The organism is Diaphorobacter caeni, assembly GCF_015354245.1.
GTDB lineage: Bacteria > Pseudomonadota > Gammaproteobacteria > Burkholderiales > Burkholderiaceae_C > Diaphorobacter_A > Diaphorobacter_A caeni.
The window spans coordinates 504,786-519,997 of record NZ_JADKYZ010000004.1; the positions used below are offsets into that span (position 1 = coordinate 504,786).

Consider the following 15,212-nt stretch of genomic DNA (forward strand, 5'->3'; position numbering starts at 1 on the left):
TCCAAAAGCATTTTCAGAACATGGCGCAGAAACGCTGCGCTGATTTTTTTTTCTGGATTGCTTGTCACCGCAGCGGCAGCGCAGCCATCGACGTCAGCCGATCTGTCCCAGGCCCCATCCATCTACCTGCAGGGCAGCGGGGCCGATGGGGGCACCCACGCCGCCACCGTCGGCATGACCCTTCCGTGGAACGGTTGGTCCTACGACCTCTGGGGCGGCCAGGTGCGCGGATTCTGGGATATCTACGCCACTCGCCTGTCGTTCGACGGCATCCACGGCCATGACCGCTCCTGGATGCTTGGCCTCACCCCCACGCTGCGCTGGCGCGCGTACAACGGGAGCTCGCCCTGGTTCGTGCAGGCAGGCATCGGCCTGAGCTACATGACCGACCGCTACATCACCGTCCACAAGGAGTTCAGTACCTCCTTCAACTTCGCGAGCCACCTGGGCGTGGGCTACAGCTTCGGCGAGCAACGGCGCCATGAATTGCAATTGCGCGTCGAGCACATATCCAACGCGGGCATCAAACACCCCAATCCCGGCGAAAACTTTGCACAGCTGCGCTACGCGTACCACTTCTGAACGGCTTGCCAACTGGTTGTCCACAGATGAAAGCCAATACCAGTGCGGGTGTGGATAAACTTGTACAGATTTTCAAGAACAAATTCAGGTTATCCACAGAAAAGTGGAAAACTTTTAAGTTGTGCCCATTTCGACATCGTGCAAACCGTACCTCCAGGCACATGGTTTGGATTTTCCCAAGTCATTGTCGCTCCGAGGCAAAAGCAAGTTATCCACAAATTGTTGTGCGCTCTACTACTATCAACATATATAAATAACACTATTAAAGAACAACGTCATCAGAGCCGCACTCCAAAACGCACCCAGTTTTTTCTTTTCACATGGCAAAAAATCACGTCAATTGCCCAAAAAATAGTCAAAACCATACTGAGCTGCTTCTTTTTTCAGCAAAACGCCTCGTTTCACCTACATGACCAACACGCGTCCCGTCGCTCTCGTGACCGGTTCCACCAGCGGAATCGGATCGGCCATCGCGCGCCGACTTCTGCAGGACGGTTTTTCCGTCGTTCTTCATTCGCGCAGCAGCGTCGACATCGGCAAGGCGATGGCCAATGAACTGCCGCACACCTGTTATCTACAGGCCGACCTGGCCCATGAAGAAGACCGCCAGCGGCTGATCCGCGAGACGCTGCTGGAGTGCGGTCGCCTCGACGTGCTTGTGAATAACGCTGGAATAAGTCAGGTCATCCCGCATGGCGACCTGCTTGCGGCCACGCCCGAGGTCTGGCATGAGATGCACGAAGTCAATGTCGTCGCGCCTTTTCGGCTGATCGCCCATGCGCAGGACGCTCTGCGCGCGTCCGCTGAGCTGCGCGGAAAACCGGCCTGCGTGGTCAACGTGAGTTCGCACGCCGGCGTGCGCCCCAAGGGCGCGTCGATCCCCTATTCCGCCAGCAAGGCGGCCCTGAACCACATGACGCGCCTGCTCGCCCTCAACCTGGCCCCCGCCATCCGCGTCAACGCCGTCGCTCCGGGGCTGGTGGACACCCCGCTCACCGAAACCTGGACCGCCGCCCGCACGCTCTGGAGCGAAAAATCGCCCATGCGCCGAGGCGCCACACCCGAGGACATCGCCCAGGTCGTCGCGATGCTGGTGTCCTCGGACTACCTCACGGGCGAGGTTGTACTGTCGGATGGCGGGTTGAATCTGACCTGAACTGAACGATTGGTTCGGAAAAAGAACAAGGGCTGCGAGTTATCCACAAGCAGCCCTTGTTTCTGGTGAGATGGGTGTTCAATCAGCAGGAATCGCCAGACCCGGCAGATTCACCGCACCGAGTCCCAGCCAGTTGCCATGGCGGTCACGGGTGCGAGCGATGGCGTCCGAATCTTCCGCGGCGCCCCAGCGAAATGGTGACTGGGTGATGGATGCGCTTCCAATCCAGTTTTGATGGATATTGGGACTGGGCAGCAGCGCGCAACGCATGAAATACGGGCTGAGCGATGTGTTGCGGTAGCACTGCACGGTGCCGTCATCGTTCATGGCCAACCCGTCCTGAACGCGCGTGAGGCGCATCCATTGCGTTTGGAAGCTGCCCTGCGTTGCGTCGACTCTCCAGCGCACCAGATACTCCCCCAGCATGTTGCCCATGTCCAGCGTGGCGGGCTCCAGTTCGAGGCGGTGCATTCGCTGGGCTGATTCGCCCGGCAGCGTGATATCGCCACTGGCGTAGTCTGCAGCGTTGCCGCTTTGGGCACGGCGGAATGTCAGCTTTGCGTCGCCATCCAATGCGATTTGCGTTCCCGTTTGGGCCGATCCACCGAAGTTGCGTCCCCCTGCAAAGCGCGCCAAGGGCAGCAGGGACTCGGCGTCTTTCCTCGGCTCCACGGTCGGCAGACGCCCTGTTCCCATACGGAAGGTGGGCTGGCCGTCGGCAAGATAGTCGGACGTCTGCACGATCAGGGTCTCGTCCTGCTGGTCGATGAACACTCCGCGCCCTGCGCGACCGGTGTTCTCCTCATCGATGATCCATGCACCGTTCGAAAGCAGCCATGTGCTGCGCATGTCCACAGATACTGCAGCGGGAGGACAGGTGATTACGCAATCCTCGGGGTCGTTTGTGAGGACACGACCTTTTCCAGTAACTCTACCGTTGATGACTGATTGGGCATTCAGGTCACCATTTTCTTGCATGAAGCCGACGACGTCCGTGCCAATGATTCGAAAATGCACGCGCTGCACATTCAGCATCCCTATTGGGTTTGTGGCAGGGTAGACGTCGTTGTCGATGCATTCCATGACGAGGTTGTCGCTGTTCAATGCGCAAGATACCCACTTGCCACCGTTGAAACGGATCTGGAACTGACCGGATTCCGTAGCCGAGAGCCAGGCGTTCCAGAGTCTGGGTTGTCCTGAGCGATCCACCGAGGTCCATTGCATCGAAACGCCGCTGTTGACCGTCCCCTCGGGATTGCCAGTCGGCATGCTCCACCAGTAGGGCAACCGATCGCCAACGAGAAACCGTGAGATCGGCTGCACGGACTCGCCCGGAAACTGAATCGTGCCATTGAGACCATCTGTGAACGTCACCGTGACTTTGCCCACTGATCCATCTTCCACCGCATCCCGCGCAGGCCCGCCCAGATAGCGACCACCCTTGAAGCGCAGCAGCGGAACGGTCATCGATGCTGCCGCGTCGAGCTGACCGACGGCGGTGTGGAAGGTCGCCGCACCGCTCTTCTCGTAATTGAATACCTGCAAAAACGCGGTGTTTCCCTGCACGTCGAGTGAGAAACCACGCCCCGGCTGGCCGTTGTTTTCAGAGGGAATCATCCACAGTCCGGACTGCGGCGTGAACTCGCGTGCCGCCAAAGCGGGCACTGCGCAGAACACTGCCAGCAGTGCAGGGACGAGATGCGTCAGCGTGCGTTTCATGTGGGCTTCCTGTCTCGCTTTGGTCGTGGGGGTCATTGGTCTTGTGGAATCGCCAGACCCGGCAGATCTACCGCTCCGAGGCCAAGCCAGTTGCCATGCTGGTCACGTGTCCGGTACAACATATCCGGGGCATTGGGATTTGTTTTGCGCTGGAAAGGACTGATGGTCAGGCTTGCGCTTCCAAGCCAAGCTTGACTGATGTTGGGCGAAGGCAGCCAAGCGCAGCGTAACCCGTCAGGTTCGCTGGGTGTGGAAACATAGCATTTGACGGTACCGTCGTCGTTTGTCGCGAAGATATCCTCAAGGCGTGTCAGGCGCTCCCATCGTTGTATGTAGCCTCCGGCAGTCTTCCATCGAATGAAGTACTCTCCCAACTTGTCGGCAAGCAGATTTGAGGAGGCTTCAAAGCGCAGACGATGCATGGGTTTGGCGCTTTCAGTCGACAGGCGGATGCTGCCAGTCGCGAAGTCCGTGGAATCACTGTCTTTCAACGGCGAGATCATGAGTTGAAGCGTTCCCGCATTCGCAGCTTCTGATCCAGATTGCGCGGGTCCACCAAAATGACGCCCCCCTTGGTATCGGATCAAGGGCATTTCGGCAGTGGTCTCCGAGATACCATTTGGAGAAGCCCGCAGACTGCCGGCTCCCATGTGGAAAGTGGGTTCTCCGCTTTGCAGATAGTCGGAGGTCTGGATGATGGCCGTGTTTTCCTGAACGTCGAGAAACACGCCACGTCCCGGTTGGCCATTGCTTTCGTCATCAATGATCCACGCCCCATTGCTTGGCAGCACCATCAGGGAATAGGTGAAGTTGCACATTTCGGGGATGCAAGCGCCTCCCGGAAATGCGCTTGACGAGTATGCCCACGTTGTGATGTTGTTCAGATAGCTGCAGGGCTCGGTGGTACAGGTATATCTTGTGCTGCCTTCGTTGAAGCCATTGAGCAGCCAACGCTCGCCGTGATTCGAAGTGGGTCGCATGAAACCAACGATGTCGCGTCCCAACGTTCGAAAACGCACCCGATCGACAATCACGCCAGTTGTCGCTTCGTTCGTCGATGTCTGCGCAAGGCAGTCCACTACCTGGGTTTCCTCCTCCAGTCGGCAATCGAAAGTATGCGGCGTTGGATACAAATCCCGTTCATTCACACGCGATAGCTGCAGTGACAGGCTCCCATCGGCGAGGTTGGACAAACTGCTGCGCCACAGAATTTGTGTGCCACTGCTGGTCCTTGATATCCAGCTCATGTCCCGGATGCCTCCTGCCTTTATTTCCGGCGCAGCGGCAGGTTTGCTCCACCAGTAGGGAAGGGCCTCGGGAACCACAAAGCGAGCGATGGGTTGCTGCGATTCGCCAGGAAACTGAATTGTTCCGTTGAGCCCATCCGTGAACCGCACACTGACATTGCCTGGTGTGCCGTCTTCGGACGCAACCTGAGGCGGCCCGCCCAGATAGCGCCCGTTCTTGAATCGCAGCAAAGGCACCGTCATCGATCCCGCATCATCAAGCTGACCGACGGCGGTGTGGAAGGTCGCCGCACCGCTTTTCTCGTAGTTGAACACCTGCAGAAACGCGGTATTCCCCTGCACGTCGAGTGAGAAACCACGTCCCGGCTGGCCGTTGTTTTCAGAGGGAATCATCCACAGTCCGGACTGCGGCGTGAACTCGCGTGCCGCCAAAGCGGGCACTGCGCAGAACACTGCCAGCAGTGCAGGGATGAGATGCGTCAGCGTGCGTTTCATGTGGGTTTCCTGTCTCGTTTTGGTCGTGGGGGTCATTGGTCTTGAGGAATGGCGAGACCCGGCAGATTCACTGCGCCGAGGCCCAGCCAGTTGCCATGGCGGTCGCGGGTGCGCATCAGGAAATCACGACTTGGTACGTTCCGATGGAAAGGCATCACGTTCGTGACGGATGCGCTGCCGATCCAGTCCTGCTTGATGTTTGGTGTGGGTAGCAAGGCACAGGTCATCGAATATTGAATAACGTTCACGAAGCCCTGATAGCACTGCACCGTGCCATCGTCATTCATCGCGAAAACATCTTCCATACGGGTCAGTCGCACCCATTGCCGACGTTTGCCCTGTGCCGTATTCCAGATCAGCAGATACTCGCCCAGCATATGGGCCATGCTGCCCGCCATGGTCGGCTCCAGCATCAGGCGGTGCAGGCGTGTTGTGCCTTCTCCCGGCAGTGTGATGTCACCGGTTCCGAAGTCCAGCGATCCCCTACCTTCCTTTCGCGGTGAGAAGCTGAGCCGCATGTCTCCGTCGTTTGCCGCCTCGGTGCCTGACCGTGCCGGACCTCCGAAATAGCGTCCATCCTTGTATCGCACCAACGGAAGAGATGTCGTGGTGTCTTCGCCGAATGTTCTGGAGCCAACCAAGTTGCCTGCCCCCATGTGGAATGTCGGATGCCCGGCGGCGAGATAGTCCGACGTCTGCACGATGATGGTGTCGTCCTGGGCGTCCAGAAACACACCTCTTCCGGGGCGGCCCGTGTTTTCATCCCGAATGATCCATGCGCCACTGCTTGGAATGAGCGTGACGTTGTCGTAGCCGCCGCAGTAGCCCGTGATGCACGTTCCGTAGAGGAATTCCGAGTCCACATAGACTCTCGCGCTGCGTTCGTTTGGACCGGTGCAATGCGCGCCATTGCAGTGGAAGCTGCCGTACTGCGAGCCATTGAGAGTCATGCGCTGGGTCGGGTTCGATGTGGGTTGGATCACTCCCACCACATCGGGGCCGAAGACGCGAAAACGCAGTCGCTGAAGTTCGGGGGGCTCCTTCGATTCAAAACTAAAGTAGAAACCGCTTTCTATGCGGCGTGTGGTGGTGCAGTCGAAGACCTGCGTGTCGGTCAGAAAGCGGCACTCGAACGCACCTCCGCTCGTATCTCCGTCAATCTGCGGCGCCAATCCCAACCAGAGCCGGTCGTTCTCGCCCTTGAAAAGGAATGCTTCCCAGACATGACGCACCCCGTCGGGGCTGGTTGCCGTCCACTGCATGTGGCGCCACCCCTCCTTGTTTTGAAGCGAAGGCGATGGCGTGATCTGAGCCCACCAGTGGGGCCACTTTTCCGGTACGACAAAACGGGAGATCGGCTGCGCCTCCTCACCGGGAAACCGGATCGTCCCGTTCAACCCATCGGAGAACGTCACGGTTACGTCGCCCGCCGATCCATCCTCCACCGCGTCTCGTGCTGGCCCTCCCAGATAGCGCCCGTCCTTGAATTGCAGCAAGGGCACGGTCATTGACGCGGACTCGTCAAGTTGCCCCACCGCCGTATGGAAGGTGGCTGCCCCGCTTTTCTCGTAGTTGAACACCTGCAAAAACGCAGTATTCCCCTGCACGTCGAGCGAGAAACCACGTCCCGGCTGGCCGTTGTTTTCAGAAGGAATCATCCACAGACCGGACTGCGGCGTGAACTCGCGTGCCGCAAAAGCGGGCACTGCGCAGAACACAGCCAGCAGTGCAGGGATGAGATGCATCAGCGTGCGTTTCATGTGGGTTTCCTGTCTCGTTTTGGTCGTGGGGGTTATTGGTCTTGAGGAATGGCGAGACCCGGCAGACTCACTGCGCCGAGGCCCAGCCAGTTGCCATGGCGGTCGCGGGTACGCAGGACCGGTTTGCTATGGGCTACCTCGCGAAGGAATGGGTGAATTTCCATTTCAGCACGGCGCCACCATTTCATGGGGTCGTACTTCGCATCGGCGCTTTCGTTCCAAAGACAGAGCATCTTGTAGTTGCCGCTCTGACCAGAGTCGTTGCGTTTGCATTGGACGGTGCCGTCGTCATTCTTGGCGACATCACCATCCACTCGTGTCAGCCTGACCCAGCGTTCCTCACGCTGAAGAGTTCCCTCCCACTTGTCCCAGATGGTGAGATATTCACCAAGCATGTTTTCCATGCTAACGGAGTGGGGCTCGAACTGCAGTCGCCGGATGCGTTGCACGCTTTCACCCGGCAGGCCGACATCGCCAGTTCCAAAGTCCGTGAACTCTGTTCCGTATTGAGGCGAAAACGCGAGCGTCAGGTCTCCTGCGCGGGCTTCTTCTCGCCCGGTCAGGGGAGGTCCGCCAAAGTAGCGTCCACCGCCATAACGAAACAGTGGCATGGTCGCAGTGGTGTCGCCAGCCCACGTAGCAGAACTTTTCAGCTTGCCTGCCCCCATGTGGAAGGTGGCATCACCACTGGGGAGGTAGTCCGATGTCTGCACAATCACGGTCTCGTCCTGCACATCGAGAAACACGCCGCGTCCGGGCGTTCCTTGGCTTTCGGCCTCGATGATCCACGCACCGCTGGTGGGCAGAATGGTGATGTGCGAATCGCCCATGGTCAAGCAGCTGAGGATGCAGGCGTCAGCCATCAAGTCAAACACCCCGTACGTCTTGGAAGTGAATTCCAATAGTCCTTTGATTTGCAATGAGCTGCGACTGGAGAATGTCATTCCGTTGACAACAAGTCTTGATGTTCGGTCTGCGGCAGGTTGAATGAAACCGACAACGTCCCGTCCGACGAACTGAAAACGCATGCGTTGAATCGCCAACGCGTCCACCGATGTCTCGCCGGAAACATTGGTCCTGGCTGGTACGCAATCCACTGTTTGCGTGCTCTGTTCGATTTGACATTCGAGTGTGGCGGGTGGCTCGCTTGAACTCGTATTCAGGTACGGCTGGGTGGGGTAGAAGGACAGTTGGAATTTGTCCTGTGTGTCATGCAAATGAAGAGATGCCTGCCACGCATATCGTGCTCCGTTGGCACTGGTTGCTGTAAGGACCATTTCGCGAGTGCCATTTCTGCTGGAGGGCGGAGACTCAGAAACTTGTGTCCACCAGAATGGCTGTTTCTCCGGCACCAGAAACCGCGCAATCGGCTGCACCGCCTCCCCCGGAAACTGAATCGTCCCGTTCAACCCATCGGAGAACGTCACGGTTACGTCGCCCGCCGATCCATCCTCCACCGCGTCTTGTGTTGGCCCTCCCAGATAGCGCCCGTCCTTGAATCGCAGCAACGGCACCGTCATCGACGCAGCTGCATCAAGCTGACCGACTGCGGTGTGGAAGGTCGCCGCACCGCTTTTCTCGTAGTTGAACACCTGCAAAAACGCGGTATTCCCCTGCACGTCGAGTGAGAAACCACGTCCCGGCTGGCCGTTGTTTTCAGAGGGAATCATCCACAGGCCGGACTGCGGCGTGAACTCGCGTGCGGCGAGTGCAGGCGTGGAAAAGGCTGCCACCATGAGGGCGGGCAAGAGACATTGCTTCAGAAAACGCATCTCCGGAACTCCAGACATTTCAACTTGGGTTGTGCCTGAGCCTGTGTGTACCGGAGGAATGTGTCAAGCAGGTTGTCCTCTATTCTCGATAGCGGACCCTTGTTGCATCAACTGCTCAATGAGCAGCTTCGCCATTTCCTTCTTGCGCTCGGGCGGCAGGCGCGGCGAGATGGCGCCGAAGCTGATCGCCGCCTGGGTGCTGGCCGATGCGGTGAAGGTGCAGCCCACGCCCGAGACGCCGACGGTGAGGGTGTCGGTGATGTCGGCGTAACCGAGCGCGCGGGTGCGGCGCACGGCCTGCAGCAGGCATTCGCGGGTGAAGTGGGCGTGCAGGTATTCCTCGGCGTGGCGGTCGTAGATGCGTTCGATCTCGGCGTCGGACAGGCGCGACATCAGCGCGAGGCCACCGGCGCCGAGGCCAAGCAGGCGCCGCCCGCCGATGTCGGTGGTGAACACCTTCACCGGGAAGTGGCCCTCCTCGCGATCGAGGCACAGGCAGTAGTCGCCCTGGCGGATCACCAGAAACACCGTGTCGCCCGACATGCGCGCGAGCTTCTGCAGCAGGGGCTTGCAGTTGTCCACAAGCGGCACGCGGCGCATGGAGGCGAAGCCGAGCTGCATGGCGTCGATGCCGAGGCGGTAGACCTTGGAGGTGGCGTCGCGCTCGGCGAACTGCTCCTCGGCCAGGCACGAGAGCAGACGGTGCGCGGTCGAGCGTTCAAGGCCCGAGGCGGCCATCACCTCGGTCAGCGTGATGCCGTCCTCCTGGTGCTCGGCCAGCAGGCGCAGCAGGTTCAGGGCGCGGCGCAGGCTTTGCGCGCCTGCCGTGGCGGAGCCGGTGACGCTGGCGGGAGACGTGGAAACGGGGGTGTCCATATTGTGGGAAAAAGTCTCGATTGTGTTTGTAATGCAGGAATTTGCGAGTCTAGACTGAATGCCATCGCAAAGACAAGGAGACGACCCATGACCTACGAGACGATCGAAGTCGAGAACCACGGCGCGGTGCGCCGCATCCTGCTGGCGCGCGAAGCGCAGCGCAACGCGCAGAGTCAGCAGATGCTCGACGAGCTGATGGCCGCGTTCGACGAGGCGCGTGTGGACAACTCGGTGAATGTGGTGATCGTCGGCGGCAAGGGCGCGCATTTCTCGGCGGGCCACGACCTGAAGCAGGCGCAGGCCGAGCGCGCGAATTTCACCGTGGAGGAACGCTGGGCCTACGAGGAGCTGCGCTACTTCGACTACTCGCTCAAGATATGGGACTTCCCCAAGCCCACCATCGCGCAGGTGCAGGGCGCGTGCGTGGCCGGCGGCTTCATGATCGCCAACATGTGCGATCTGGTGATCGCGAGCGACTCCGCGTATTTCTCCGACCCGGTCGGCCACACGCTGGGCGCCGCCGCGACCGAGGTGCTGATCCACCCCTGGGTGATGGGCGCGCGCAAGGCCAAGGAGATGCTGTTCACCGGCAGCAAGATCACCGCGCAGGAGGCCAAGGAGATCGGCATGGTCAACCGCGTGGTGGCGGATGCCGAACTCGGCGACGCCGCGCTCGCGATGGCGCAGCAGATCGCCAAGGCGCCGCCGTTCGGGCTCAGGCTCATCAAGCGCTCGATCAACCGTTCGCTCGACGCGCAGGGCCTGCGCACCGCGCTCGAGGCGCATTTCGACACGCACCAGCTCTCGCATCTGAGCGAAGGCTTTCTGACCGCGCGCGATCGCGGTCTCGCCAACGCCATCCAGAAGAACCCAGAGAAGACGGCCTGAAGACATGCTTTCCCCCGTGAAAAAAGCCACCCACCGCCTCGAGCCGCTGCTCAACCCCGCATCGATCGCCATCGTCGGCGCGAGCAACAATGCCGCGCGCATCGGCGGCATGCCCATCGCGCATCTGACCAAGTTCGGCTACCAGGGCGTGATCTATCCGATCAACCCCAAGTACGACGAAGTGTTCGGCCAGCGTTGCTACGCCGACATCGAATCGCTGCCCGAAGCGCCCGATCTCGTGGTGCTCGCGATTGCCGCCGCCGACGTGACCGCGATGCTCAGGCGCTGCCACGCCAAGGGCGCGCGCGCCGTGCTGGTCTATGCGGCGGGCTTCGCCGAAGAAGGCGCCAAGGGCAAGCTGCTGCAGGACGATATGGAAGCGTTCGTCGCGACCACCGACATGGTCGTCGCGGGCCCCAATCTCATGGGCTTTGCCAACTTGAACGGCCAGGTGCACACCAATTTCGCGTCGGTGTTCAACACCTCGCCCATGCAGCCGGGCAGCGGCACGGTCAGCCTGCTCACGCAAAGCGGCAACGTGTGCGCGGCGGTCTACGCGATTGCGCGTCGGCTGGGCGTGGAGTTCAGCCACTTCATCAACACCGGCAACGAAGCCTGCGTGGATCTCGCGCAGTATCTTGAATATCTCGCGCAGGACGACGGCACCGAAGTCTGCATGGGCTACATCGAGGAGCTGCGCGACGGCAAGCGCTTCATCGCGGCGGCCGAGGAATTCGCGCGGCGCGACAAGCTGCTGATTCTCTACAAGGCCGGCGAGACCGAGAAGGGCTCCGAGGCCGTGCGCTCGCACACCTCCGCGCTCGCGGGCGACCAGCAGATCTACAGCGCCGCGTTCAAGCAGCTCAACATCATCCAGAGCAACGACTTCGTGCAGATGGCGCAGCTCGCCAACCTCGCGCAGTACCGCCAACGCAGCGCCGGCAAGCGCGTGGCGATCATCACCATCTCGGGTGCGCTCGGCGCGATTCTGGCCGACAAGTTCATCCTGCAGGGGCTCGAAGTGCCGACGCTGCCCCAGGCGCTGCAGGACATGCTGCGCGCGGGCATTCCCGACTACGGCATGGTCAGCAATCCGGTCGACGTGACCGGCAACGTGGTCAACGATCCCGGCTTTGTGCGCACCGCGATGGAAGCGCTCGCGCAGAGCGACGCCATCGACGCGGTGGTGGTCTACGCGCCGGGCTACATGCTCGACCGCATGGCTGACGACCTGTGCGCCGTGGCCGAAAAGTTCCCGCGCCTCTTCGTCGCCATCGACACCGGTGCGGCGCAAAAGCGCGAGCAGATGCGCAATGGCGGCGTGCCGGTGTTCGAGGACATTGGCGTGGCGATCTCCGCGCTCTCGCCCTTCCTGCTGTGGCAGGAGCGGCGCAAGCACAACCGCTGGCTCGACGTGCGCCAGCAGCCCGCGCCCGCGCGCACCGCTCTGCCCGCGCGCCTTGACGAATACAGCACCAAGCAGCTGCTGGTGCAGCACGGCATGCCCGCAGGCGCCGAGCGCGTCGCGACGACGGCCGACGAGGCCGCGCAGGCGGCGGACGCCATCGGCTATCCGGTGGTGCTCAAGGTGCTGTCGGCCGACATCGCGCACAAGACCGAGGCCGGTGGCGTGCGCCTGCGTCTGCAAAGCGCCGATGACGTGCGCAAGGCGTTCAACGAAGTGCTGGCCAGCGCAGCGCGATATGACCCCAAGGCCCGCATCGATGGCGCGCTGATCTGCAGGATGGAATCGGGCGTGGCCGAGCTCATCGTCGGTGCGACGCGCGACCCCGTGTTCGGCATGACGCTCACCGTCGGCCTCGGCGGCGTGCTCACCGAACTCTACAAGGACGTGAGCCACCGCGTGCTGCCGGTCGACGAGGCCATGGCGCGCGAGATGCTCGGCGAGCTCAAGGCCTATCCGCTGCTCACCGGCTACCGAGGCCGCGCGCTCGGCGATGTGGACGCCACCTGCGCCGCCATCGCCGCTTTCTCGCGCGCCGTGCTGGCGCTGCAGGAGCAGGCCGACGAGGTCGAGGTCAACCCGCTGCTCGTCAAGGAGCAGGGTCAGGGCGTGTGCATGCTCGACGCGCTGGTGCTGCCCGCTGCGCAAACCATTTCCAACCACTGAAAACCAAGAGGAGACAACTCACCATGTTCATCAAGAAAATCGCCGTCACCACGATCGCTGTCGCCGCCGCAGCACTGGGCGGTGCGTCCTTCGCCCAAGGCGGCTACCCGAGCAAGCCGATCACCATCGTCGTGCCCTTCTCGCCGGGCGGCGCGACCGACATCATGTCGCGCACGCTCGCCGAGCGTTTGAAGAACCGGCTTGGACAGCCCGTGATCGTCGAGAACAAGCCCGGCGCGGGCACCATGATCGCGTCGGAGCACGTGGCCAAGTCCGCGCCCGATGGCCACACCGTGCTGCTCGCCGCGTCCTCGCTCGGCATTGCCCCCGCGCTCTACAGCAAGGTGAACTACGACCCGGTGAAGGACTTCGCACCGATCTCGCTCGTGGCATCCGTCGTGCACGTGCTGAGCGTGCACCCCAGCGTGCCAGCCAAGAACGTCGCCGAGATGGTGAGCTGGGTGAAGGCCAACCCGACCAAGGCCAACTACGGCTCGGTCGGCGCGGGTACCTCGACGCACCTTGAGTCCGAACTCTTCAACACCATGGCCGGCGTGAAGATGGAGCACGTGCCCTACAAGGGCAGCGCCCCCGCCCTGCTCGATCTGGTGAGCGGCAACATCAACGTGATGTTCGACGCGTACGCATCGTCCAAGCCCTTCATCAACGACAACAAGATCCGCCTGCTCGCAGTGACGACGGCCAAGCGCTCCAAGCTGCTGCCCAACGTGCCGACCGTCGCCGAATCCGGCCTGCCCGGCTATGAAGCCATGCCCTGGCTCGGCTTCGTCGCCCCCGCAGGCACGCCCGCGCCGGTCGTGAACAAGTTCCACACCGAACTCATGGAAGTCCTCAAGGAGCCCGCAGTGCAGGAGAAATTCCAGTCCCTCGGCCTCGAAATCATCGGCAACACCCCCGCCGAGTTTTCCGACTTCATCAAGAAGGACATCGTGAAATGGGCCAAGGTGGTGAAGGATTCCGGCGCAAAGGCGGACTGATCTGCGCCAGCGGGAGATGTCGTCAAGCAGGCAAGAAAAGCAACCTGCTCGGAGCATCAACGCCCCACCCCTGTTGCGCCAGAAGGCGCAACAGCCCTCTTCAAAACTGACTCACCGCGGTTGTCCGAACGGCGCGATCGAAGATCGCAAAGTGAGTTCTGCGGTGGGTCTTCCAAGCGCCAAGCGCATTTTTGATTACTTTTTGGGCAAGACCAAAAAGTGATTGCCCCGCCGGGGGCAGTCCCGGCCTCCGCAATCAAACGCGCAGCTGTAGCAAGTAGACCCAAGAGCGAAGCCCCTCACCCACCCTCTCCCGCAAACGGCGAGGAAGTGATCCCAGAGACAGAGAAAGAACAGCACCATGCAAGTGGGCTACTCCCCAGAAGACGAAGCATTCCGCATCACGGTGCGCACCTGGTTCGAAACCGAATTCCCCCGCTTCAAGGCCGCCTGGCCCACCGACCCCGACCCCAACGATTTTCAATGGCGCCGCGCATGGGAAGACCATGTCTGCCGCGCAGGCTGGTCCGGCCTCGGCTGGCCCGAGGCGCTCGGCGGCAAGAACTGGCCGCTCACGCGCCAGGCGATCTTCCATGAGGAGCAGGCGCGCATCGGCGCACCGTTGGGCGTGAACATCATCGGCCACGGCATTCTTGCGCCCACGCTGATCCACTTCGCGAACGACGCGCAGAAGGCGCGCTTTCTGCCGGGCATCCTCTCGAACCAGGACATCTGGTGCCAGGGTTATTCCGAGCCCGGCGCTGGCTCCGATCTCGCATCGCTTTCCACGCGCGCCGAGCGCAAGGATGACCACTACCTGCTGAACGGCCACAAGGTATGGACCTCGTTCGCGCACATCGCGGACTATTGCTTCGTGCTCGCGCGCACCGACGCCGCAGCGCAGCGCCACAAGGGCATCAGCTTTCTGCTCGTCGACATGAAAATGCCGGGCGTGCGCGTCGAGCCCATCCGCCAGATCACCGGCGAGTCGGATTTCAACGAGGTCTTCTTTGAAGACGTGAAGGTGCCGCTCGATGCCCTCGTCGGCGAAGAAAACGGCGGCTGGCGCCTCGCCATGGCCGCCGCGAGCTTCGAGCGCGGCACGTATTTCATTCCGCGCCAGGTGCGTTTCGCGCAGGAGGTCACGGCGCTCAAGCAGCTTGCCGCTTCCGTCGTCGATGAAGACACGGGCGAGTCGAAACTGAGCGACCCGCATCTGCGCCGCGAGATCGCGCGCCTCGCGGTGGACAGCCATGTGCTCAAGCTCAAGACCTTTCGCGCGCTCACCAACGCGCTGCGCGGCGGCCCGCCGGGGCCGGAGGGCTCGGCCACCAAGCTGCACTGGAGCGAATCGCACCAGAAGCTCATGGTGCTGGCCAACGAGGTGCTGGGCGAGCGTGCGCTCGTCGGCGCCGAGGCCCTCGAGCGCGACCGGGAGGCCTCGCTGTGGACGCGCGACTACCTGTGGACGCGCGCCGAGACGATCCTGGCGGGCACTTCCGAGGTGCAACGCAACATCCTCGCCGAGCAGATGCTCCAGCTGCCCAAGGGCTGAGCGAGCAACGGAAAAGAAAACGGAAACCGAAAC

The 15,212-nt window shown here is 61.4% G+C and carries 11 protein-coding genes; 6 read left to right on the forward strand and 5 right to left on the reverse strand.

All coding sequences use genetic code 11. The annotated features are described in order from the left end of the window. The first annotated feature begins 57 nt into the window (after positions 1–57). Complete coding sequence (locus ISG32_RS13075) at positions 58–582, forward strand: acyloxyacyl hydrolase (RefSeq protein WP_228529781.1); 525 nt, start codon at positions 58–60, stop codon at positions 580–582. A gap of 409 nt (positions 583–991) precedes the next feature. Further along, positions 992–1,738: an SDR family NAD(P)-dependent oxidoreductase gene (locus ISG32_RS13080; protein WP_194771431.1), complete on the forward strand. Its 747-nt coding sequence runs from the start codon at positions 992–994 to the stop codon at positions 1,736–1,738. A 78-nt stretch (positions 1,739–1,816) separates the two neighbouring features. On the opposite strand, the gene ISG32_RS13085 is transcribed toward ISG32_RS13080, so the two are convergent. The 5 genes from ISG32_RS13085 to ISG32_RS13105 form a co-directional block, all read right to left on the reverse strand. Continuing rightward, on the reverse strand, positions 1,817–3,457 hold the full coding sequence (locus tag ISG32_RS13085; RefSeq protein WP_194771432.1) for a hypothetical protein: 1,641 nt from the start codon (positions 3,455–3,457) through the stop codon (positions 1,817–1,819). A gap of 32 nt (positions 3,458–3,489) precedes the next feature. Continuing rightward, positions 3,490–5,199, reverse strand: coding sequence for a hypothetical protein (locus ISG32_RS13090; RefSeq protein WP_194771433.1), 1,710 nt, complete (start codon positions 5,197–5,199; stop codon positions 3,490–3,492). A 32-nt stretch (positions 5,200–5,231) separates the two neighbouring features. Continuing rightward, positions 5,232–6,959 carry a hypothetical protein gene (locus ISG32_RS13095; protein WP_194771434.1) on the reverse strand — a complete coding sequence of 576 codons (1,728 nt, stop codon included), beginning with the start codon at positions 6,957–6,959 and terminating at the stop codon, positions 5,232–5,234. Between the two features lie 32 nt (positions 6,960–6,991). Next, positions 6,992–8,731 (reverse strand): hypothetical protein, encoded by a 1,740-nt coding sequence (locus ISG32_RS13100; protein WP_194771435.1) that lies wholly within the window; start codon positions 8,729–8,731, stop codon positions 6,992–6,994. A 63-nt stretch (positions 8,732–8,794) separates the two neighbouring features. Further along, the gene (locus ISG32_RS13105) at positions 8,795–9,607 is read right to left on the reverse strand and encodes an IclR family transcriptional regulator (protein WP_194771436.1); all 813 of its coding nucleotides are present in this window, start codon (positions 9,605–9,607) and stop codon (positions 8,795–8,797) included. 87 nt (positions 9,608–9,694) lie between these two features. Here ISG32_RS13105 and ISG32_RS13110 point away from each other — a divergent pair, with 87 nt between their 5' ends. The 4 genes from ISG32_RS13110 to ISG32_RS13125 all read left to right on the forward strand — a co-directional run bounded on the left by ISG32_RS13110 (position 9,695) and on the right by ISG32_RS13125 (position 15,179). Further along, positions 9,695–10,495: an enoyl-CoA hydratase gene (locus ISG32_RS13110; protein WP_194771437.1), complete on the forward strand. Its 801-nt coding sequence runs from the start codon at positions 9,695–9,697 to the stop codon at positions 10,493–10,495. 4 nt (positions 10,496–10,499) lie between these two features. After that, entirely contained in the window at positions 10,500–12,626 is a 2,127-nt protein-coding gene (locus tag ISG32_RS13115; RefSeq protein WP_194771438.1) for an acetate--CoA ligase family protein, read from the forward strand. A 23-nt stretch (positions 12,627–12,649) separates the two neighbouring features. Next, on the forward strand, positions 12,650–13,624 hold the full coding sequence (locus ISG32_RS13120; protein WP_194771439.1) for a tripartite tricarboxylate transporter substrate binding protein: 975 nt from the start codon (positions 12,650–12,652) through the stop codon (positions 13,622–13,624). A 361-nt stretch (positions 13,625–13,985) separates the two neighbouring features. Further along, positions 13,986–15,179, forward strand: a complete 1,194-nt coding sequence (locus ISG32_RS13125) for an acyl-CoA dehydrogenase family protein (protein ID WP_194771440.1) — start codon at positions 13,986–13,988, stop codon at positions 15,177–15,179. Positions 15,180–15,212 lie beyond the last annotated feature (33 nt).